Origin of the sequence: Pedococcus bigeumensis (assembly GCF_006438965.1) — a bacterium.
Lineage (GTDB): Bacteria > Actinomycetota > Actinomycetes > Actinomycetales > Dermatophilaceae > Pedococcus > Pedococcus bigeumensis_A.
Map to the genome: position 1 here is coordinate 174216 of NZ_RCZM01000005.1, position 21585 is coordinate 195800.

The 21585-nt window shown below is 70.9% G+C and carries 18 protein-coding genes; 4 read left to right on the top strand and 14 right to left on the bottom strand.

What is annotated here, in order from left to right:
• Positions 1 to 49: 49 nt before the first annotated feature.
• The 7 genes from EAH86_RS14990 to EAH86_RS15020 all read right to left on the bottom strand — a co-directional run bounded on the left by EAH86_RS14990 (position 50) and on the right by EAH86_RS15020 (position 8752).
• Positions 50 to 1771 (bottom strand): phosphatidylglycerol lysyltransferase domain-containing protein, encoded by a 1722-nt coding sequence (locus EAH86_RS14990; protein WP_206665845.1) that lies wholly within the window; start codon positions 1769 to 1771, stop codon positions 50 to 52.
• Positions 1768 to 2361: a GTP cyclohydrolase I FolE gene (folE, locus tag EAH86_RS14995; RefSeq protein ID WP_140742174.1), complete on the bottom strand. Its 594-nt coding sequence runs from the start codon at positions 2359 to 2361 to the stop codon at positions 1768 to 1770. The genes EAH86_RS14990 and folE overlap by 4 nt, the downstream gene beginning before the upstream one ends.
• Positions 2351 to 4447, bottom strand: a complete 2097-nt coding sequence (ftsH, locus tag EAH86_RS15000) for an ATP-dependent zinc metalloprotease FtsH (protein WP_140742176.1) — start codon at positions 4445 to 4447, stop codon at positions 2351 to 2353. Before ftsH ends, folE begins: the two co-directional genes overlap by 11 nt.
• A 166-nt stretch (positions 4448 to 4613) precedes the next feature.
• Positions 4614 to 5165 carry a hypoxanthine phosphoribosyltransferase gene (gene hpt, locus EAH86_RS15005; protein ID WP_140742178.1) on the bottom strand — a complete coding sequence of 184 codons (552 nt, stop codon included), beginning with the start codon at positions 5163 to 5165 and terminating at the stop codon, positions 4614 to 4616.
• A gap of 44 nt (positions 5166 to 5209) precedes the next feature.
• Positions 5210 to 6190, bottom strand: coding sequence for a tRNA lysidine(34) synthetase TilS (gene tilS / locus EAH86_RS15010; RefSeq protein WP_140742180.1), 981 nt, complete (start codon positions 6188 to 6190; stop codon positions 5210 to 5212).
• Between the two features lie 34 nt (positions 6191 to 6224).
• Entirely contained in the window at positions 6225 to 7298 is a 1074-nt protein-coding gene (locus EAH86_RS15015; protein WP_140742182.1) for a zinc-dependent metalloprotease, read from the bottom strand.
• Between the two features lie 14 nt (positions 7299 to 7312).
• Entirely contained in the window at positions 7313 to 8752 is a 1440-nt protein-coding gene (locus tag EAH86_RS15020; RefSeq protein WP_140742184.1) for a D-alanyl-D-alanine carboxypeptidase/D-alanyl-D-alanine-endopeptidase, read from the bottom strand.
• Between the two features lie 110 nt (positions 8753 to 8862).
• On the opposite strand from EAH86_RS15020, the gene EAH86_RS15025 reads away from it, so the two are divergent.
• Entirely contained in the window at positions 8863 to 9420 is a 558-nt protein-coding gene (locus EAH86_RS15025; RefSeq protein WP_056921746.1) for an inorganic diphosphatase, read from the top strand.
• Positions 9421 to 9571: 151 nt separating this feature from the next.
• On the opposite strand, the gene EAH86_RS15030 is transcribed toward EAH86_RS15025, so the two are convergent.
• The 3 genes from EAH86_RS15030 to EAH86_RS15040 all read right to left on the bottom strand — a co-directional run bounded on the left by EAH86_RS15030 (position 9572) and on the right by EAH86_RS15040 (position 13142).
• Complete coding sequence (locus tag EAH86_RS15030) at positions 9572 to 10942, bottom strand: NlpC/P60 family protein (RefSeq protein ID WP_140742186.1); 1371 nt, start codon at positions 10940 to 10942, stop codon at positions 9572 to 9574.
• A 369-nt stretch (positions 10943 to 11311) separates the two neighbouring features.
• The gene (locus EAH86_RS15035; RefSeq protein ID WP_241668389.1) at positions 11312 to 12631 is read right to left on the bottom strand and encodes an MFS transporter; all 1320 of its coding nucleotides are present in this window, start codon (positions 12629 to 12631) and stop codon (positions 11312 to 11314) included.
• A 58-nt stretch (positions 12632 to 12689) separates the two neighbouring features.
• Positions 12690 to 13142, bottom strand: a complete 453-nt coding sequence (locus tag EAH86_RS15040) for an SRPBCC family protein (RefSeq protein ID WP_140742188.1) — start codon at positions 13140 to 13142, stop codon at positions 12690 to 12692.
• 116 nt (positions 13143 to 13258) lie between these two features.
• Between EAH86_RS15040 and EAH86_RS15045 the strand changes: the two genes are divergently transcribed.
• From EAH86_RS15045 to EAH86_RS15055, 3 genes are read left to right on the top strand one after another with little or no spacing between them, the layout of a single operon-like run.
• Positions 13259 to 14092: an alpha/beta fold hydrolase gene (locus EAH86_RS15045; RefSeq protein ID WP_241668390.1), complete on the top strand. Its 834-nt coding sequence runs from the start codon at positions 13259 to 13261 to the stop codon at positions 14090 to 14092.
• A gap of 24 nt (positions 14093 to 14116) precedes the next feature.
• A complete protein-coding gene (locus EAH86_RS15050) occupies positions 14117 to 14509 on the top strand; it encodes a VOC family protein (protein WP_140742190.1) in 393 nt (130 codons plus the stop codon).
• Between the two features lie 32 nt (positions 14510 to 14541).
• Entirely contained in the window at positions 14542 to 15984 is a 1443-nt protein-coding gene (locus EAH86_RS15055) for an LLM class flavin-dependent oxidoreductase (RefSeq protein ID WP_241668391.1), read from the top strand.
• Positions 15985 to 16064: 80 nt separating this feature from the next.
• Here the strand turns inward: EAH86_RS15055 and EAH86_RS15060 are convergent, their stop codons facing one another.
• The 4 genes from EAH86_RS15060 to EAH86_RS15075 are packed head-to-tail and all read right to left on the bottom strand — an operon-like array spanning position 16065 to position 21335.
• The gene (locus tag EAH86_RS15060; protein WP_140742192.1) at positions 16065 to 16649 is read right to left on the bottom strand and encodes a GTP-binding protein; all 585 of its coding nucleotides are present in this window, start codon (positions 16647 to 16649) and stop codon (positions 16065 to 16067) included.
• On the bottom strand, positions 16630 to 17001 hold the full coding sequence (locus EAH86_RS15065) for a DUF742 domain-containing protein (protein ID WP_140742194.1): 372 nt from the start codon (positions 16999 to 17001) through the stop codon (positions 16630 to 16632). Before EAH86_RS15065 ends, EAH86_RS15060 begins: the two co-directional genes overlap by 20 nt.
• Positions 17002 to 17005: 4 nt before the next feature.
• A complete protein-coding gene (locus EAH86_RS15070; protein WP_241668392.1) occupies positions 17006 to 17425 on the bottom strand; it encodes a roadblock/LC7 domain-containing protein in 420 nt (139 codons plus the stop codon).
• A complete protein-coding gene (locus EAH86_RS15075; RefSeq protein WP_140742196.1) occupies positions 17412 to 21335 on the bottom strand; it encodes an ATP-binding protein in 3924 nt (1307 codons plus the stop codon). The genes EAH86_RS15070 and EAH86_RS15075 overlap by 14 nt, the downstream gene beginning before the upstream one ends.
• Positions 21336 to 21585 lie beyond the last annotated feature (250 nt).

Sequence of the window (21585 nt, forward strand, 5' to 3'; positions counted from 1 at the left end):
TCGGCCCGCCGCAGCGGCCACGACAGGGCGCCTGCCCCGGGTGCCACGGTCACGCGCCACCGCCGAGCCGGCCCAGCGTGGGCCAGGTGAGGAACGCCTCCGCCTCGAGCGCAGCCAGCCCGACCCGCGGGAGGTCCGACCCCGAGGGGTAGACGAGGAACCGTGGCTGCCACTGGGGCTGGAACTTGGCGTTGAACCGGTAGAGGCTCTCGATCTGGAGCCAGCGCGAGGCGAACAGCAGCACCCGCCGCCAGGACCTGAGGACCGGGCCGGCGCCGAGCTTGCCGCCGCGTTCCAGGACCGACCGGAACGCCGCGAAGTTGAGCGACACCCGCTGCACGCCCAGCCCGGGAGCGGCCGCCAGTGCCTCGGTGATCATCAGCTCGTTGACACCGGCCTCCGCGGTCGAGTCGCGCCGCATCACGTCCAGGGACATCCCGTCGGGACCCCAGGGGACGAACTGCAGGAATGCGCGCACCACCCCATCCTGCCGTGCCGCCACGAAGACGCAGTCGGGATCGCTCTCGTCGAGCAGTCGCCCGAGCGCCATGGAGAACCCGCGCTCGGTGGCGCTGGACCGCCACGAGGCCGCATCGGCCATCGCCCGCTCGCGTACCCCGGTGGTGACGTCGCGGACGCGACACACATCCACGGCATACCCGGCCCGCGCGACCCGCCCCACCATCTGACGGACGTTGCGCATGGGACGGCCCGCGAGGGTGAAGGTCGTCGCGTCGACCACGGCCTCGTCGCCGAGCTCGAGGGCGGTGTAGCCGGTCTCCCGCACCCAGACGGTGCCGGCGTGCTCGGAGCACCCGAGCACGGCGGGGGTCCAGGCGTGCGCACCCGCCTCGGCCAGGAACGCCTGCATCGCCCCCGGCCACGCCTCGGGGTCGCCAACCGGGTCGCCGCTGGCGAGCATCACGCCGGACACGACGCGGTAGGCGATCGCTGACTTGCCCGACGACGACCAGATCACCGACTTGTCGCGACGGGTGTTGAAGTAGGCGAGCGAGTCGCCCTGCCGGTCGACGAGCGCGCGTATCCGGGCTTCGTCGTCCTCGGTCAGGGACGGCACCGGTTCGGCCGGACGCAGCGCGAGGTAGGCCGGCGTGAGGAGCGTCATCAACCCGAGCCCCAGCAGGAGCGACCCCACGATGTCGGACGCCCGGTCCTGGGTGAACTCCAGCGGGCCATTGGCGCCGACCATGCCCAGGCCCAGCTCCTGGACGAACGCCCCCAGCCCGGGGAAGCCGCCCACGATGTCGCGCCGGTTGAGCCAGACGACCAAGCCGCCGGCCAGGACCGACACGACGAGCAGCACGACGAACGCGCGCACCGCCCGCCACCGCGTGGTGGGGTCACCGAGTGCGCGGAACTGCGCCCGGTCGCGGACGAGCAGACCCAGCCCGACGAGCGAGATGGCAGCCGATGCGGGCTCCGTCTTGATCACGTGCAGACCGACCGACAGGGCGAGCAGGCCGACCGCGGCGCGCCAGGCGCGGCGCTTGCGGCGCTTGAGCGAGTGCCCGAGCACGATCAGGAAGATCCCCGACACGACCGTGACCGCCGCTGCCGCGTCGGACAGGGCGCCGGGCAGCATCTCGGTCAGACCGTGCAGGTGCAGCCGCCAGGAGTGCAGCAGCCCGGTCAGCAGGTCGACCGTGCCGACGAGGTAGGTCAGGTTGCCGAGCAGCCGAGGCGCCCTGGACGCCGTGAGTATGCCGGGGAGCTTCGGGGTGGTGGGGCGCGACAGTTCGCGTCCGCTCACCGCTTGCCACCCAGGAGCAGCGCCATGGCCTCGGCCCGGGTGGCGGGGTCGCGCAGCTGGCCGCGCACCGCTGAGGTGATGGTCCGCGACCCCGGCTTGCGGATGCCCCGCATCGACATGCAGAGGTGCTCGCACTCGACGATGACCATCACGCCCTGGGCACCGAGGTGGGTGACGAGGGAGTCGGCGACCTGGGTCGTGAGCCGCTCCTGCACCTGGGGGCGACGGGCGTACATCTCGACCAGTCGGGCCAGCTTCGACAGACCCGTCACGCGGCCGTCCCTGGCCGGGATGTAGCCGACATGGGCGACGCCGTGGAACGGCACGAGGTGGTGCTCGCACATCGAGTACACCTCGATGTCGCGCACCAGGATCATCTCCTCGTGGTCGATCCGGAAGGTCTTGGACAGCACCTCGCCGGCGTCGAGGGACAGCCCGGCGAAGAACTCGCCGTAGGCCCGCGCCACCCGGGCCGGCGTCTCGACGAGACCCTCACGGTCAGGGTCCTCGCCGATGGCGATCAGCAGCTCACGAACGGCCGCCTCGGCACGCGGCTGGTCCACCACGTGGGGCTTGGCCTCACTGGCCATTCTGATCGACCTGGCCACCCTCGGGGATCTCGATCACCTGGGTGGGCGGGTGCTCCTCGGGAGCCTTGACCGCGCCGGCCTCGGCCGCCTTGTCGATCGCCTCGGCGGTCTGGCGGTTGCTGCCGGCGGCCTCGAAGGTCGGCGCCGAACCGTTCTGGGCGGCCTTTTCGGCCGGGGTCAGGACGGGGGGCTGGTCGGAGAGGAAGCGGGTCTCGCTGGACAGCCAGGTCGGGCGGATCGGGCGCTTGCGGATCGGCTCGAAGATCGCCGCGAGCTCCTTGGCGTTGAGCGTCTCGTGCTCGAGCAGGTCGAGGACCAGGCTGTCGAGGATGTCGCGGTTGTCGTTGATGACGTGCCACGCCTCGTCGTGAGCGGCGTCGATGAGCTTGCGCACCTCTTCGTCGACGACGCTCGCGACCTCCTCGGAGTAGTCGCGCTGGTGCCCCATGTCGCGGCCGAGGAAGACCTCGCCCCCTGATGAGCCCAGCTTGATGGCGCCGACCCGCTCGCTCATGCCGTACTCGGTGACCATCTTGCGGGCCATGCCGGTGGCCTTCTCGATGTCGTTCGAGGCACCCGTGGTGGGGTCGTGGAAGACGACCTCCTCGGCGACCCGGCCACCCATCGCGTAGGACAGCTGGTCGAGGATCTCGTTGCGGGTGGTGGAGTACTTGTCGTCGGTCGGCATCACCATCGTGTAGCCGAGTGCACGGCCACGCGGCAGGATCGTCACCTTGGTCACGGGGTCGAGGTGGTTCATGGCCGCGGCCACGATGGCGTGCCCACCCTCGTGGTAGGCCGTGATCTTGCGTTCCTTGGCGGACATGATCCGGGTGCGCTTCTGCGGGCCGGCGATGACGCGGTCGATGGCCTCGTCGAGGGCGGCGTCGTCGATCAGCTTGCCGTCGCTGCGGGCGGTGAGCAGGGCGGCCTCGTTGAGCACGTTGGCCAGGTCGGCACCGGTGAATCCGGGCGTCCTGCGGGCGACCGCCAGCAGGTCGACCCCGGTGGCCATCGGCTTGCCCTGGGAGTGCACCTCGAGGATGCGGTGGCGGCCGATCATGTCGGGGGCCTCGACCGCGATCTGGCGGTCGAACCGGCCGGGACGCAGCAGCGCCGGGTCGAGGATGTCGGGGCGGTTGGTCGCGGCGATGAGGATGACGTTCGTCTTGACGTCGAACCCGTCCATCTCGACGAGCAGCTGGTTGAGGGTCTGCTCGCGCTCGTCGTGCCCACCGCCGAGGCCGGCGCCACGGTGCCGGCCCACGGCGTCGATCTCGTCGACGAACACGATGGCCGGGGCGTTGGCCTTGGCCTGCTCGAACAGGTCACGCACGCGGCTCGCACCGACACCGACGAACATCTCGACGAAGTCCGAACCCGAGATCGAGTAGAACGGAACCCCTGCCTCACCGGCGACGGCGCGGGCGAGCAGGGTCTTGCCGGTGCCGGGAGGGCCGTAGAGCAGCACGCCCTTGGGGATCTTGGCGCCCACCGCGAGGAACTTCGCAGGCTCGGCCAGGAACTCCTTGATCTCGTGGAGCTCCTCGACGGCCTCGTCAGCGCCGGCGACGTCCGCGAAGGTGACCTTGGGGGTGTCCTTGGTGGCGAGCTTGGCCTTGGACTTGCCGAACTGCATGACCCGGGAGCCGCCACCCTGCATCTGGTTCATCAGGAACCAGAAGAGGCCCAGCAGGATGATGATCGGGAGCAGCGAACCCAGCAGCGCGAGCAGCGGGTTGGTGTCCTTGATGACCTGGTCGGTGCGGCCGGGCGGCGGGTTGTCCTCGAGGAGCTTGATGAAGGCGGGACCGGCCGCGTCGACGTACTGCGTGCGGACCTTGGTCGCGTCCTTGATGCTCTTGCCGTCGGAGTAGGTCACGCCCTTCTTGAGGTCGAGGTCGACCACCTCGTTGTTCGTGACAACGGCGCGCTCCACCTTCTTCTCGGCGATGAGCTGCTGCGCGGCGGAGGTGTCGATCCGGGTGTATCCGCCCGCGTCGCTGAGGCTGAAGACCATCAACGTGACAGCGATGACGGCGACGACCCAGAACAACGGGGCCCGAAGGATGCGCTTGTAATCCATGTATGTAGCGGGGCTGGCCGCCCCGTTCCTCCTGCTCGCTCACGCTGTGTGCCGGGGCCCGGCCTGGGCTCGGCTCTACCACGACGGTACTACGCAGTGCTCCGGTGGCTCGTGCTGGACAACGACCCGGATGGACGCGGTGTTCCGTGCGCCTCTCGGGTACGCCTCAGGCGTAGACGTGCGGGGCGAGGGTGCCTACCTCGCGCAGGTTGCGGTAGTTCTCGGCATAGTCGAGCCCGTAGCCCACGACGAACTCGTTGGCGATGTCGAAGCCCACCCACTTGACGTCGATCTCGACCTTGGCAGCCTCGGGTTTGCGCAGCAGGGTGCAGATCTCCACCGAGGCGGGCGAACGCGACTCGAGGTTGGCCTTGATCCAGGACAGGGTCAGCCCGGAGTCGACGATGTCCTCGACGATGAGGACGTGCTTCCCGGTGATGTCGGTGTCGAGGTCCTTCAGGATGCGGACCACACCCGAGGACTTGGTGCCGGAGCCATAGGACGACACTGCCATCCAGTCGACCGGGGCAGTCCCGGGCAGCGCGCGGGACAGGTCGGCCATCACCATGACGGCGCCCTTGAGGACCCCGACCAGCAGCAGGTCCTTGCCTTCGTACTCCGCCCAGATCTCGGTCGCCAGCTCGTCGAGCCTGGCGTGGATCTCCTCCTCGGTGATGAGGACCTTCTCGAGGTCGGCTCCCATGTGGGCAGCGTCCACGGCTCTACTCCTGGTGGTTGGGTACTGGTCGTGCGGGTGCGGGGCTATTCAACCCGAGGCGAGGCGGCGATGGATACCCGCCCGTCGCTGCGGGTCACGAGGAGGGCGCCGGGCAGGCTGACCGGTCCCTGCCCGTGCCAGCGCGTGAGCAGCGAGTCACACGCCTCGGTATGCCGCGTGCTCACCTGCCCGGCCGGCGCACCCGCCGCGACGGCGAGACGTCGCCAGACCCGCGTGCGGACCGCACGAGGCAGCACGGCGAGGTCGGCAGCCGCCCACGGACCGGCCCCGAGGTCGGTCACAGCCTGGTCGGCCAGCAGGTCGAGGTGGTCGGCGTCCTCGCGCAGCTGGTCGGCGGTGCGGGCGAGCGCGGCCGCGACACCGGGGCCGAGGTCTCGCTCGAGGTCGACGAGGGCTCGTCGCGCGCGGACCCGCGTGAAGGAAGGGTCAGCGTTCATCGGGTCGTCCCACCAGGTGAGGTCCTCGGCGGCGCAGGAGGCACGGGTCTGCCCGCGGGTCACCCCGAGGAGGGGACGTCGGAATCGGTCGCGAGCACGCGGCATACCGGAGAGGGAACGGGCGCCGGCACCACGGGTCAGGCCGAGCAGCACCTGCTCGGCCTGGTCGTCGAGGGTGTGGCCGAACAGCACGAGGCGCGCGCCGTGTCGGTCGGCGGCGGCATCGAGGGCGGCGTAGCGCGCCTGGCGGGCGGCGGCCTCGAGACCGTCGGTGCCTGCCGCGACCTCGACGGTCGCCCAGCTCGACGGAGCCAGTCCGAGGGCGTCACACTGCGCGGAGGCTCGTCGGGCGACCTCCGCCGAGTCGGCCGCCAGCCCGTGGTCGACCACCACCGCGCCCGCCCGGACCCCCAGCCGCGGCGCCTCGAAGGCAACGGCGGCCGCGAGCGCGAGCGAGTCCCCGCCGCCGCTGCACGCGACGAGGACGAGGTCGCCCGGGTCGCACTCGGCCAGGGCCGCGCGGACGGCGACCCTGATGGCCGCCGTGGCCGGGTGCGGTCCGGTCACCTCAGGTCCACCGGGATGCGGGTGTGGTCACCGGTCAGCCGTGGACCCGGGCGACCCAGGTCGACGGTGTGGCGATCTCGGCCGGCAGCGGCAACGTCTCGGGCGACTCCCAGACGCGGTTGAAGCCGTCGGTGCCGACGGCCTCGGTCACCTCGCGGACGAAGACCGCGCCGTCGCGGTACTGCCGCATCTTGGCCTCCAGCCCCAGCAGCCGGCGCAGCACCCGGTCGAAGGCGCCGACGCCCTTACGACGTTCGTTGAACCTGCTCCGGATCTGCGCGACCGAGGGGATGATCTGCGGGCCGACCTCGTCCATGACGACGTCGGCGTGCCCTTCGAGCAGGGACATGACCGCGGTGACCTCGGCGAGCTTGGCGCGCTGCTCCGGCGAGGCGATGAGGTCGGTGAGGCCGGCGCCACCGCTCTTCAGCGCATCGGGGAGCTGCTTGCCGAGCCGGGAGAGGGTCTCCTGCAGGGACTCCGGGTCGGGCACGAGGTCCGTCGCCAGGGTGCGCACCCGGTCGACCATGTGGTCCCGCAGCCACGGCACCGCGGTGAACTGCACGCGGTGGGTCTCCTCGTGCATGCAGACCCAGAGCCGGAAGTCGGCCGGGTCGACGCCGAGCTCGCGCTCCACCTGGACCAGGTTGGGGGCGACCAGCATCAGCTGGGGCGTGCCACCCGGCGCGAGGTCGTACTGGCCGAGGACCTTGCTCGACATGAACGCGAGCAGCGCTCCGGCCTCGCCGCCGGTGACCTTGCCGCCGATCGCCTGCATCGTCTGGTTCGGCGCGGCCTTCTGGCTGTCGACGAGCTTGCCGAAGACGGGGTCCATCAGGGCCGACATGGAGTCGGCGTTGAGCGAGATCCAGGTGCGGCGGTCGACGACGACCGGGCCGGGTGCGTCGCCGGGAGCGTGCAGCCGAGCCGTCTCCGCCACGGGTTGCTGGGCGCGGTGGGCTGCGGCGCGCACCGACGCGACGACCTCGGCGGCTTCGGCGACGGTCACCTTGGGTCCGGCCGGCACGAGCCGGGTCCCGGTCGTCTTGGCGAACTGCCAGTCGACGTAGCGGGTGGCCTGCGGAGCTGCAGCGTCGGGCACGGTCATCCCCTCACGGTAGGTCAGGGACACCCGCAGGTCGCGAGCACCGCCACGAAGCGGTCCAACGCGGCCCGCGCATTGAGGGTTCCGACGCCGCCCGGGAGCCCGTCGGCCTCGACCACGAAGGACAGCACGCGTCCGTCGGCGTCGATGACGGTTCCGGCCATGGCGCTTACTCCGGTGAGGGTGCCGGTCTTGGCCCGGGCCAGGCCCGCGACGGCACGCGTGCTCTTCGCGTGGAACCGGGTCGACAGCGTGCCCGACAGGCCGGCCACGGGCAGCTGCGCGACGGTGTCCTGCATCGCCGGCACCGACCCGTCGGCCCCGAGCTGGAGCACGTCCGACAGCACCTGCGGCGGGATCGCCTGGCCCGAGGTGAGCCCGCTCGCGTCCTTGAGGGTCACGCCGCTGAGGTCGACCCCGCGGGCCTCGACCGTGGTCGTCACGAAGGCGACGGCCGCCGCGAAGCTCGTCGAGCCCCCTGCCTTCACCGTCGCCTGCCGCGCCAGTCCCTCGGTCAGGGCGTTGTCGCTGTCGTCGAGGGCGAGGGCGAGGATGTCGCCGATCGGGGCCGACGCCACCCGCCCCAGCTCGGTGGCACCGGCGGGCACCTTCTCGGACCAGGTTGACTCGGGGGCGAGGGTCGCGGTGATCCCGGCCTTGGCCAGGGCGCTCACGAAGGCCGCACCGGTGGCGGCCTCGGGGTTGCGGGGTGCCGGCTTGAACGGCACGGCGCGCTGGCCGGCCAGGCCGAGCATCGACACCCCACCGGTGTAGCCGGCCTTGACGTCCGCCTGGCTCCAGCCCGGCGCCCAGCGCGGGCCCTTCGCGTAGGTGGTGTCCAGCCGGAGGGTGACCTTCGTGGTCGCTGCACCCTGCAAGGCCGAGGCGACCTGGCCGGCCAGGTCGCCCAGGCCGGCGCGCCCCTCGACCGCCGTTGGCGTCCCCTTGCCCCTGGCCAGCATGGTGTCGCCACCGGCGACGAGCACGAGCTCGTCCGGTCGGGCGCCCTGCACCACCCTCGTGGGCAGCGTCGCCAGCGGGTCGAGCGTGGTGCCGACCGCGAGGGCGGTCAGCAGCTTGGCCGTCGAGGCGGGCACGCGGGCCTTCGTGGCGTCCTTGCTCAGCAGGGTCTGGCCGGTGAAGGCGTCGCGCACCACGATGCCCGGCCCGGGACGCAGGGCCGGGTCGGCGACGACGGTCGCGAGCGCCGAGGCGAGGGCAGCCGGGTCCGGGATGGGTGCGGACGCGGACGCGGGCTCGAGGGGTTGCGCGGCAGCGTTGACCGTGGGGACCGGGACGGTGGTGGGTGCCGCAGTGCCGGTCGTGGCCGCCGGGGTGGGCGCCACCCGTGGCTGGTCACGGGTCAGGATCCCCGGCACGATGTCGAACACGTCGAGAGTCGTGTAGACCGCCCCCAGCACCACGACGGCGAGCAACGCGGCCAGGATGCGGCGCACTCGACCCCCTCAGCGCTGGACTTGCGTCATACGGAACACTTAGCGGCGAGCCTAGGTCATAGGCGCGCGCACCACGTCTCAGGCATGCGCACTACGGAAGGGACATCGTCGTGGAGTTCGACGTCACCATCGAGATCCCGAAGGGGCACCGCAACAAGTACGAGGTCGACCATGAGACCGGTCGGATCAGGCTCGACCGGCTGCTCTTCACCTCGACGCGGTACCCCGCCGACTACGGCTATGTCGAGGACAGCCTCGGTGAGGACAGCGACCCGCTCGACGCCCTGGTCCTGCTCGAAGAGCCCACGTTCCCCGGCTGCCTGGTGCGCGTCCGCCCGATCGGCATGTTCCACATGCGCGACGAGGCCGGCGGCGACGACAAGATCCTCTGCGTGCCGGCCGGCGACCCGCGCCAGGCCCACCTCGTCGACCTCGAGCAGGTCAGCAGCTTCGACCGCCTCGAGATCCAGCACTTCTTCGAGACCTACAAGGACCTCGAGCCCGGCAAGTCCGTCGAGGGCGCCCACTGGGCCGGCCGCGAGGAGGCCGAGCGCGTGGTGCGCGAGGCGATCCAGCGCGCCAAGGAGGCCGGCATGACCACCGCCCGCTGGCGGATGCCCGACGTCTCCGCCGAGCCGATGTCCGAGGCCAAGCCCCCCACCGACTGAGCCTCGCGCGCGGGGCGCGCGCGCGGCATACACAGGCCCTAAGGCGACAGGACGTCAGCCAGGGGGCTTGGTGTCTTGGGGGGAGGTGTGCCGGGTGCCTGGATAGGCACTCGGCTCACCGGGGCGTCCGCTCGGGCCGCCGCGGGAGTAGCTAGGGGCGGCCGCCATAGGGCACGAGGTCGGAGCGGTAGATGGAGGCGTAGCGGACGTTGGCACCGGTGTAGGGCGCCTCGATCATCTGGCCGCCGCCGATGTAGAGACCGACGTGGTGGCTGGTGGGGCCGGAGTCGCCGTAGAAGACGAGGTCTCCTGGGCGCAGGTCGCTGATGGCCACCCGCGAGGTCTCGCCCCACTGGGCACCGGTGTAGTGCGAGAGGTTGACGCCGGCCCGCTGCCAGGCGCGCATGGTCAGGCCTGAGCAGTCGAAGCTGTTCGGACCCGAACCGCCCCACTGGTAGGGCTTGCCGATCTGGGAGCGCGCATACCCGATGACCGCCGAGACCCCACCGTTCGTGGACGGCGGCGGGGGCGGGGGGTTGTCCGGCTTGGGCTTGGGCTTGGGGTGGTTCTGCTGCTGCGACGCCTCTTCGGCGGCCTTCTCGGCGGCTTCGGCGGCGGCCTTCTGGCGAGCGGCCTCTGCGGCGGCGCGGGCTGCAGCCTGCTGGGCCGCCTTCCTGGCGGCAGCGGTGCGAGCGGCCTTGGCGCGCTCAGCGGCAAGGCGGGCCTGACGGGCGGCCTCAGCGGCGGCGGCCCGGGCGACTGCCGCGGCGGCCAGCCCGTCCTGGCGCTGCTTCTCCAGGTCGACCGAGGTCTTGCGCAGGGTGGCCAGCTGCACGGTGAGGGCGTTCTGCTCCTGCTGGATCTGGGCCGCCGCGGCCTCGGCCTGGTCGGCCTGCGCCTGGGCGGCGTTCCGGGCGTCCTCAGCGGCCTTGGCAGCCTTGGCCTGCGCCGCCTCGGCTCCGGCGGCCTGCTGACGCATCGTGTCGGCGACGATCGAGGAGGCGGCTGCCTGCTGGAGGGTGCGGGTCCGGGCGTCGCTCACGGCCTCGAGGGCGGTGGCGCGGTCCATCAGGTCCTGCGGGCCGGTGCTGGACAGGTAGGCCTCGAGCTCGCCGAGGTTGCCGCCCTGCTGGTAGACGCTGGCTGCGTAGCGCCGCACCTGCAGGGCCGCGGCATCCGCGACCTCCTGCGCCTGGGCGGCACGCTTCTTGGCGGCGGTGGTCTCGGCGGTGCGCTTGTCGAGCTCGTAGACGGCTCCGTTGTAGGCCTCTGCGGCCGCACCGGCACGGTCCTGGACCTGGCTGAGCTGGGCGCTGGCGGCGGCGTACTGCGCGTCGAGGCTGGAGACCTTGCCGGACGTGGTGGCGACGGCGGACTGGGCCTTGTCGACCTGCGCCTTGGACGGGTACACCGGGTCCGGGTCGGCCGAGGCGGACAGCGCCGTGGTGCCAGCCAGGATCCCCACCATGCAGAGGGTCGCACCGGTGCGCAGTGCGCGTCGGGCGGAGTGGGCGTTCGGCACGGGGGGATGCCTCTCAGATCGGGTGGCCAGTCGGGTTTGTGGCAGCCGCACGAGACTAGAGCCGGGTTTTCACTCAGAACACTCTCGTCACACAAATCCCACGCCTTACCGGCCTCGGGCGGGAATGACATTGGTGTAGTTCGTCGAGTTACACCGATGTCTTTCAGCAGGCCGCGGCAATCCTTCGATCACCTGTCCAGAACTGATCACGAATAGGTAACGAAATCGGCGTTTTCGCAGGTGAGAGGCCCTGAGCACCCCTCTGGGGCCCATCCGACGACCGCACTTCTGGCCACCAATCTGGCAGCAAACCCCTTGATAACCCCCGGGGCGCGGCACGGGTGGCCAGCGGTCGGAGGAGGCCGCAGCTCAGGGGGTGATGGCCTCGCCGGACCGCAGGGCGGCATACGCGTCCGGATCGCTGTCCAACAACGCCCTCCGGGTCTTGCGCCGGTACCTCAGGATCTGCACGACACCGGCACCCCAGACGAGGTACTGCACCGACATCGCGGCCCTGAAGGTGTCCACGTCGTAGGTGCTCGGTCCACCCGGCGCGACCCGGTCCAGGATGATCCCGATCAGCGTCACCGTCGACAGTGACGCAAGGAAACCACCGACGTTCACGATCCCGGTGGCGCTGCCCAGCCGCGTGGGCGGGTTGAAGGTCCGAGCCAGGTCGAAGCCCACGAGCGAACCGGGACCGCCGACCGCCGTGATGACGACGAGCACCACCAGCAGCGGCAGCGGCGCCCGGCCGGGCCACAACAGGACGACGGCCCAGACGGTCATGATCGAGAAGACGATCCCGAGGATGAGCGTCGAGCGTGAGAACGGGTACTTCGTGACGAACCCGCCGATCAGCGGGCTGCTCACCACCGTGGTCACGGTCATCAGCATCAGCAGGATGCCGGCCGTCTTGGGCGACAGCCCCTGTCCGGCGACGAGGAACGGATAGCCCCACAGCAGCGCGAACACGGTTGCCCCGAACTGGGCGGAGAAGTGCGACCACAGCCCGAGCCGGGTGCCGGGAGTTCGCCAGGCGGCCCGGACGCTGCCCGCGAGGGCGCGGACCTTGATCTGGTCGAGCTCGTGGTCGGGGTTGGGTGAGTCCCGCACGACGACCAGGACGATGGCGCCCAGGACGACACCGAACAGCGCCGAGCCCGCGTAGGACGGCGTCCAGCCCCACTTGTGCAGTGCGAAGACGAGTGGTGTCGCCGCAGTGAGGGCGCCCAGCTGCCCCAGCAGACCGGTGACCTGGGTGACCATCGGGATGCGCAGCGGCGGGAACCACAGCGCCACGATGCGCAGCAGAGGGATGAACACCATGGCGTCGCCGATCCCGACGAACACCCGGGTCACGATGCCGATCCAGAACACGTCGGCGAAGGCGAAGCCCAGCTGCGCGACGGTCATCAGGGTGACCCCGCACAGCAGCAGCCGCTTCGGCCCGAACCGGTCGAGGAGCGCGCCGACCGGGATCTGCATGGCGGCGTAGACGAGGAGCTGCACCATCGTGAAGACGGACAGCTGGGTCGCCGCGATGTCGAAGCGTTCGCTCGCGAGCAGCCCGGCCACGCCGAGGGAGCTGCGGTGGAAGACCGCCAGGATGTAGACGGACACCGACGCGGCATACACGATCCACGCCCGCCGTCCGCCGAGGTCGTACTGGGCGGCAGGCTTGGTCACGTGCCATTGTCTCGCACCCCCGAGCCTGTTGGCGCGACGGGTCACGCCGCCAACACGCTCACCGACTCTGAGCCAGGTAGTCGACGAGGCCAGCCCGGCCGGACCGCATCATCCACGAGTGGTTGGCCCGCATCAGCGGTCCGGTGACGCGGGCGGTCCGGGCGAGCAGCGTGGGGGTGAGGACGGCCTCCTGGTCGAACTCCGCGACGCTCACCCCAGTTCCGTTGCCACCAGTGCGAACTCGCCACTCGCACCACCCCTCGAGGTCTCCTCTCACGGCAACCTTCAGGTGACCGTTGGACCGGTCCTCCACCTCCCGGCGCAGCACGAGGTGGAGGGTGTAGGGCAGGAAGCTGCGGATGTGAGTACGCCCCGACTCGTCGTCGATCCGTTCGGCCGAGCGCACCTGCGGCCACCAGACGGCATACCGCTCCACGTCGGCGAGCGCGTCGAAGACCCGCTCCGGTTCGGCAGGGAGGGCCCACTCGTGGTGGAACTGGAAGGTCGGCACGGCCCCATGATGTCCGGCCCGGCCCCGCCCTGTGCGACTCGGCCCACATCAGGACCGGTGCTGCTGCCGCTCCACCCCGCCCCGGGCATCCTGCAGCGCCGGGATAGGTTCGCCGGGTGGAGCAGTTCATGCGGGACGGCCTGGTGTTCGACGTCACCGACAGGGGCGGCGGAGACGACGTCGCGGTCCTGCTGCACGGCTGGCCCCAGGACCGGCACGCGTGGGCGCAGGTAACGCCGCTGCTCACCGAGGCTGGCCTGCGCGTGGTGGCCCCGGACCAGCGCGGCTACTCCCCGGGCGCGCTACCGACGGGACGCGCGGCCTACCGCATGTCCGAGCTGGTCGCCGATGTGCTGGCGCTCGTCGACGCGTTGGGCGAGTCCCGCGTGCACCTCGTGGGGCACGACTGGGGCGGGTCGGTCGCGTGGGCTTTTGCCGAGCGCCACCCCGAACGCCTGCTCAGCCTGACCGTGGTCTCCACGCCGCACCACCGCGCCATCGCGTGGGCGATGCGTCACGCGGACCAGGCCCGGCGCAGCTGGTACATGGCCGCGTTCCAGCTCCCGGTGGTCCCCGAGCTGGTGCTGCGCCGCCGGCTCCCCGTCGCGCTGCGTCGCTCCGGGCTGCCCGAGCAGGACGTGCAGAGGTATGCCGCTCGGTTCCGCCTCCCGGGCATGGCGCGTGGCGGGCTGGGCTGGTACCGAGCAATTCCGTTGCGCCGCAACAACTCTGACCTCACGACCGGCACTCGCCGGATCTCGACCCCCGCGACCTACGTCTGGGGTCGTCACGACCCGGCGCTGGGTCGGGCAGCTGCCGAACGCACCCGCGACCACGTGGCCGCCGACTACAGCTTCGTCGAGCTCGATGCGGGGCACTGGCTGCCCGAGACCCATCCGCGCGAGGTGGCCGCCGCCATCCTCGAGCGGCGGCGCACCGTCGAGCAGTAGATTCACGCCCAGGAGGTGGGTGCGATGACAGGTGGCACAGGCCTGGCTCAGGTGGCCCAGCATGCTGAGGACCTCGACCGGGCCTCAGCCTTCTACGAACGCCTGCTCGGATCCCAGCCGCTGGCCAGGTTCGACCCGCCCGGACTGCTGTTCTTCAGCCTGGGCGGCGGGACCCGGCTGCTCCTCGAGATCGCTGCCAGCCCGGCCCTGCTCTACCTGGCCGTCGACGACGTGACGACCCGCGTCGAGGAGCTGCGTGCCGACGGCGTGGTCATCGAGTCCGAGCCGCACGTCATCTTCAGCCACACCGACGACACCCTCGGCCCGGCCGGCAGCGACGAGTGGATGGCCTTCATCCGGGACAGCGAGGGCAACCTCGTCGGACTTGTCAGCCACGCCCTGAGGGCAGAGGCCTGAGCAGAGTCGAACCCCTGCCCGACCCGGCTCTCGTGGTGCTGGTCGGGCCCAGCGGCGCGGGCAAGTCGACGTGGGCCGCCCAGCACTACCGCCAGCAGGAGGTCGTGTCGTCGGACGCGCTGCGCGCAGTCGTCGGCAGTGGTGAGTTCGACCTCGACGCCTCGGCCGACGCGTTCGCCCTGCTCCACCAGGTCGTCGCCGCGAGGTCGCGCCGAGGGCTGACGGTCGTCGTCGATACCCTCGGCCTCGACCCGGACCTGCGGGACCGCTTTCGCGAGCAGGCCCGAGCGACTGGGCTCCCTTGCGTCGCAGTCCTTTTCGAGACCAACGCGGCGGTATGCCGGGCGCGCAACTCCCAGCGCGACCGACCGGTCCCGGCGTCGGTGCTCACCCAGCAGCTCGCCACCTTCGAGCGGGTACGGACGACCATCGGCGAGGAGGGGTGGGACGAGGTCCGCACGATCGTCGACGAGTCGACCTCCACGACTGTTGCTCCAGTGGCCAGAGCCGTGGCACCAGGCCCCACGAGGTCGGGGTCGGGTGACCTCGGCCTGGAGGTGGTCCTGCAGGTGTCCCGCTTCCCCTGGGGCGAGGATCCCGCCGGATGGCTGCGCTCGATCGCCCTCGTGGCCGACCACCACGGCTTCGGTGGCATCGCCCTGATGGACCACCTCATCCAGATCCCCCAGGTGGACCGAGCCTGGGAACCGATCCCCGAGCCCTGGGTGACGCTGGGCCTGCTCGCCGGGCTGGACACCGACCTCCGGCTCGGGACCCTCGTGTCTCCGGTGACCTTCCGCGCTCCAGGCATCATCGCGAAAACCGTTGCCACCCTTGACGTCCTGTCAGGCGGCCGGGCGTTCGTCGGGCTCGGCGCAGGCTGGTGGGAGCGCGAGCACCTCGCGTTCGGGCTGCCGTTTCCCCCGCCGGCGGAGCGGCTGGACCAGCTGGAGGCGTCGATCGAGACGATCCGGGCGCTGTGGGGCAAGGGCACCAAGGCGCACGAGGGCCGGCGCGTCACGCTGCCGGAGACCACGGCATACCCACGGCCCGTGGGGCAACCACAGATCGTCGTGGGCGGCTCCGGGGAGCAACGCACCCTGCGTATCGCGGCGGAGCTCGCCGACGCGTGCAACCTCCCGAGCGACCTGCCGACCCTCGAGCGCAAGCTCGCGGTGCTGCGTCGGCACTGCGACGCAGTCGGGCGCGACCCGGACGAGGTGGCCGTGACGGTGCTCGACCTCCCCGTCATCGGCGCCGACCGCGACGACACGTGGCGCCGGGTCGAGAGGCACCGCGGGCGCACCCCTGCCGCGGCCTACGCCGCACGTCATCACGCGGGTGAGGCGGCGCTGCACCACGATCGCTTCCTGGCGCTGGCTGATCTCGGGGTGACGACCGTGTTCGTCGGGCTGCCGGACCTCGACGGGCCCGACGACGTGGAACGCCTCGCCGGCGTCCTCACCGGCCACTAGACACGACCGCGCCGGGTGCCGCTTCCTCGGAGGCGGCACCCGGCGTCGGGTCGAGAGGGTCGTCCGGAGACGGCTCGGGGTCAGGCCGAGGCAGCCACGCCGGTGAGCTGGGTCAGGGCGAACTCGGTGATGCGGACGAGGGCCTTCTTGGCGGACTCGCGGTCCCGGGCATCGACCTCGATGACGGGGATGTGCGCCGGGATGGCCAGTGCCTCGCGGATGTCGTCCGGCCCGAACTCCTGCGAACCGTCGAACTGGTTGAGCGCGACGATGAACGGCAGACCCTTGGCCTCGAAGTAGTCGACAGCGGCAAAGCTGTCGTCCAGGCGACGGACGTCGACCAGCACGACGGCACCGATGGCGCCCTTGACCAGGTCGTCCCACATGAACCAGAAGCGACGCTGGCCAGGGGTGCCGAACAGGTAGAGGACGAGGTTCTCGGCCAGCGTGATGCGGCCGAAGTCCATCGCCACCGTGGTGGTGTGCTTCTGCTGGACCTTGGAGATGTCGTCCTGGCCCTCGGACTCGTTCGTGACGAGTGCCTCGGTGCGCAGGGGGTCGATCTCGGAGACGGCACCAACGAAGGTGGTCTTGCCGACGCCGAAGCCGCCGGCCACGACAATCTTCGTCGAGGCGCTGTTGCGGTTAGAGGGCGCGTAGTCCACTGAGTGTCCTTTCAATCAGTTCACGTCGTTCGTCGGATGTCGTGTTTTCGGAAATGGTCGTCCGCGTCTTGAGGTGCCCCGCGGTGACCAGGTCACCCAGCAGCACCCGGGCGACGCCGAGTGGGATGTGCATTTTCGCCGAGACCTCAGCCACCGACTCCTTGGCTGCACACAGGTCGAGGATCTGTCCCGAGAGGTCGCCCTCGGGCCAGGTCGCGGTGCGGCCGGACGGCGACACCTCGAACGTGGCCTCGATGGGTAGGTCGACCACGGACTCGGTGCGTCCGGACGTCAACGCGTAGGGCCGAACGAGCCTCGGCCCTGCCGCCACCTCGCGTCCGTCTGGCGCCATGGGGCTAGCCCGTCATCGGCGTCCGGGCCGACGCGTCGATCATCTTGCCGACGCGGTCGACCAGGACCGCCATCTCGTAGCCGACCTGACCGATGTCAGAGTCGGTGCTGGTGAGTGCCGCCAGGTGCGATCCGTCGCCGACACTCATGAGGAGCAGGTAACCCAGCTCCATCTCGATGACGGACTGCAGGACCGTGCCGCCCTGGAACAGGCGGGCCGCACCCGAGGCCAGGCTGGCCATGCCCGAGGCCACGGCTGCCATCTGCTCGGCGCGATCCACCGGGAGCTGCTCGCTGGCGGCCATGGGAAGCCCATCGGCCGAGACAAGGATGGCGTGTGACACGCCGGGGGTCTCAGTCGTGAACTTGGCCACGAGCCAGTCGTACTCGCCCTTCGGCTGGGCCATGGCGTCAGTGGTGTACATCGGCTTCCTCTCGGTGTGTTCCATCTTGTGCCTCGGTGCGAGCGGAGCTCACGCCGTTCTTGTGGCGGTTGAGGTTGCGGCGGATCGCTTCGGGATCGCGTCGCGGTGCTGCGGGGGCAGCGGGCTTCTGGTCGGACTCGTCAACGGCGCCGGGGATCAGAAAACTGCCCGGGCGACGCATGGGGAGACCGGCTGCTGACTCTTCCAGGGGTTGGGTCTCCTCGATCCTTGCTGCGGCAGACCAAGCCTGGTCCGCCTCGTTGGTTGACCATGACGCCGCGGCGGGCACTGACGAGTCGTCGGTGAGCCAGCGCGACATCATCGCCCGGAAGATGGGGGTGTCGTTCAGGTCGGCCGTGCGAGGCGCGGGCGCCTGCTCGACGACGGGGTCAGCGTGCGCCTCGGCGTGCACGGACGAGTCGGCGTCGGCGTCGGCGTCGGGGTCGGCCTCAGCGTGGGCCTGCACCTGGACGACGTCGTCGGAGAGCTCGTCGACCGCAGTGGGCTGCTCGACCGACTCGTCGACACCCTCAGCCTCGGTCGATGCGAAGACCTCGGTCGTGTCCTCGGTCGCGTCCTCGGTCGCGTCGACTGCCTCGGGGGTCCCCGCCTGGGGCTCCTCGGCGACGGGCTCCTGGATCGGGACGACCTCGGTGGCCTCGGTGGCCTCGGTGGCCTCGGTGGCCTCGTCGACGGTGGCGACCGGCTCGGTCACCTCGGCGACGACGGGCTCGGGGAGCGGCGCCTCGGCTGCCTTGTCGCGGGCCCGACGGGCACCGAAGAAGGACGTGTTGTGCGCCCGCATCGCCGGCCGGGCGGTGGGGGTGTCACCCGCGACGGCCTGCGCCGCCAGGGCGGACGTGGCTCCTGGGACGCGGGTCGGCAGGTGCGTGCTCTCGCCGTCCCCTGCGACGGGTGCCTCGATGACCTCGACGCTGTCGACGGGGGTCGACGCCTGCTCGTGGGTTTCGGCCGGCACGTCGACAGCACTGTCGTGGTCGTCATCGGGCGAGACCTCGGCCAGGGCCTCGGTGACGGCGGCCTGGTCGGAGCTCTGGTCAGCCAGCGCGTCGGCCGCCTCGGCGTCGGCGACCTCGGTCACCCACTCCTCGGGAACGTGCATCGCGGTGGTCGAGTCGGCGACCTCGGCCGAGGACTCCACGGTCTCGCTCTGCGCTGCGGTCACCGCGTCGGCTGCGGGCTCTTCCCCGCCCAGCTCACGAGCCTTGCTGGCCTCGACGATCTTGGCGCGGTGCTCGAGCCAGGCCGACAGGTTGGACGGCATCTGACGGGGCTCGGCGGCCTCGGCCTCAGCGCGGGCAGCCTCAGCGGCTGCCTTGGCGCGACCGGGGAGCCAGCTGAGCCGGCCACCCTTGGCTGGGGGCGCATCGGACTTGGCACCAGAGGTGTCGGGTGCCGCTTCCTGCGCCGTGGACGGGGCGTCCTCGAACTCGCGGTACTCGGTGATCCCGGTGGCCCGCGGCTTGCGGACCGGCAGGCCGGCCGCCGAACGCTGCGGCCCTGCGGCTGCATCTGCCTCGGGAGCGTCCTGCGTCTTGGGGGCGTCGGTGACGTCGGCCCCCGCGACCTCGGCCGCCGGGGCATCGGTGACCTCGGCTTCGACTGCGACGGCCTCGGCGACGGTCGCCTCGGGGGCGTCGTCCGCGGCCTTGTCCTGGGCGGCCTCGTCGACCTGGGCCGAGTTCCCGTTGAGCTGCTGCTTGTCGGACGTCCCGTTGAGGGCGGTGTCGTCAGCGGCGTGACCGTTGGTGGCCGCCTTCTCCTCGACGGCTGCGTCGGCGCCGTCGATGACAGGCTTGGCAGGGGTCTGGATGACGTCTGAGGCCGTGGGTCCGTGGGCCCCGGGAGTGCGGGTGGGCAGCAGCTTCTTGGCTGCCCCGGGCACCGGGCTCAGGGTGGCTCCACTGGCGCCACGGACGCGGGTCGGGAGACCCGCCTTGGTGGTGCCACCGACTACAGACGTCGTCGGAGCAGCGAGCGAGGATGCTGCGGGCGGCGCCGTAGCGGCAGGAGCCGTCGCCGGACGGGTCGGGCGCTCGATGCGGGTGCTGTCGGCCAGCAGTCCGGCAGGCAGGTGGACGGAGACCGTCACGCCCTGCTTGGAGTCGCCGTTGCGACGCAGCCGCACGGCGATGCCGTGCCGCTTGGCAAGGCTGCCCACCACGAACAGGCCCATCCGACGGGCAGTGTCCGCGGTGATGTCGCCACCATGCGCGAGCTGGTCGTTCAGGGCAGCAAGGTCCTTGGGCGGCATACCCAGGCCACGGTCGGCGACCTCGATGAGGAGGCCACCTTCGGGCGTGCGGGCGCCACGGATGGCCACGCGGGAGGTGGGCGGCGAGTAGGACAGGGCGTTGTCCACGATCTCGGCGACCAGGTGGATGAGGTCGGAGCCGACCGCACCCAGGACGTGGTCGTTCGAGGTGTCGCCGATGTCGATGCGCTCGTAGTTCTCGACCTCGGACACGGCGGCACGGACGGCGTCGGAGACCGAGACCGACCCGGACACGCCACGACGGGTCGAGGTGCCGGCGAGCACGAGCAGCGAGTCGCTGTTCCGGCGCATACGGGCCGCGAGGTGGTCGAGGCGGAACAGGCTCTGCAGCCGCTTGGGGTCTTCCTCGTCGCTCTCGAGGCGCTCGATGAGGCTCAGCTGCTGGTCGATGAGGGACGTGCTGCGGCGCGAGAGCGTCTCGAACATGTGGCCGACCTGGACCCGCAGGCGAGCCTGCTCACCGGCGAGGGTGCGAGCCTGGGTGTGGAGGTCGTCCACGGCGCGGGCGAGCTGGCCCATCTCCTCGGTGGTGGTGACCTTGATCGACTCGAACTCGGGGAGCTCGGTGCCGTCACGCATGGCGGCAACCGCCTCGGGCAGCCGCTTGTTGGCGACGTCGAGGGCACCCTGGCGCACGATGCGGATCGGGATGAGCAGCGAACGGATGAGGGCCAGCACCAGGATCAGCGCGAGGGCCAGTGCGATGACGACGATCGCGGCGTTGAGGATGGCTTCGCTGCGGTGGTCGGCAGCGCGCTGACGCAGGTTCGTCTCGAGGGCCTGGAGCTGGGTGTCCAGGACCTTGGCATAGCCGGCGTTGCTGGACTCGATCACGGTCCCGAGGCCGAGGATCTGGGCGCGGTCGGGGGTCTCCTGCTGGAGGATGAGGGCGCGGCGGCCGTTCTCGTTGAGGAGCTGGCGGACATCGCCGGACTGCGCGGGCGGGGTGGCCGCGAACAGTCGCGTCAGTGCCGCGGTCTCGGCACCGACCTGGCCGACGGCACGCATCGTCGCGGAGGAGTCGTCGGCGTTGGCCAGGTTGAGCTGTTCACCGGTCATTGCCCGCTGGGCGGCGATGGTGTCCTGCAGGGCCACCACGATCTTGGCCGAAGCCGAGTCGTCGCTCAGTCCGAGGTCGCTGACTGCGGTGGACATCAGGGTCGCCGTGTTGCCCGACTTGTCGATCACGACGTCGGAGAAGCCGGTCTGCGTCTTGGCGGTGCGCACTGCCGAACCGAGGGACAGCGCGGTGACGGCGCTTGCCTTCACGGAGGCGGGGACGTTCTCGCCCTTGATGGCGATGCGCAGGTCCGCTGCTGCGGACTCGTACTTGGTGATGGCGGCGATGACGCCACCACCGCCGACGCTCTCTGCAGCGGCAAGTCGCTGGACGGCAAGGTTGTAGTCAACGACGGGGCGGATGACGAGGACGGTGTCCGCAGCCTTCGACAGCTGGCGCGAGGAGTCGAAGTCGTTCTTGACGCGCAGGCCTCCGAAGACGAAGGCGAGCAGCACCGGAAGCACGATCGCGGCTGCCAGCTTGCGGCGAAGGGGCCACTGACCGAACGACCAGCGTTGGGGGACACGGCCAGCCGCCGACTGCAGTCTGGACACGGAGCCACCTTCCTCACGACGAAAACTAGGGCGAACGGCAACATACGTGCGTCCACAGGGGGCAGGGGTAGGGATCCGAGCGGGGTTGGCACGTTTGGCCTGCGCATCACTGACCGAACGGACTAGAGCGGCCCGGAGAGGCAAACCAGCATGCCATCGACTTTGCCGCTAGGGGGAGGGGTCACGGCGCGGAAAGTGCGCCCCGATCCGGTGTTAGCCACCGGTTGCTTTCGAAGGCGTTCGCTGGCTG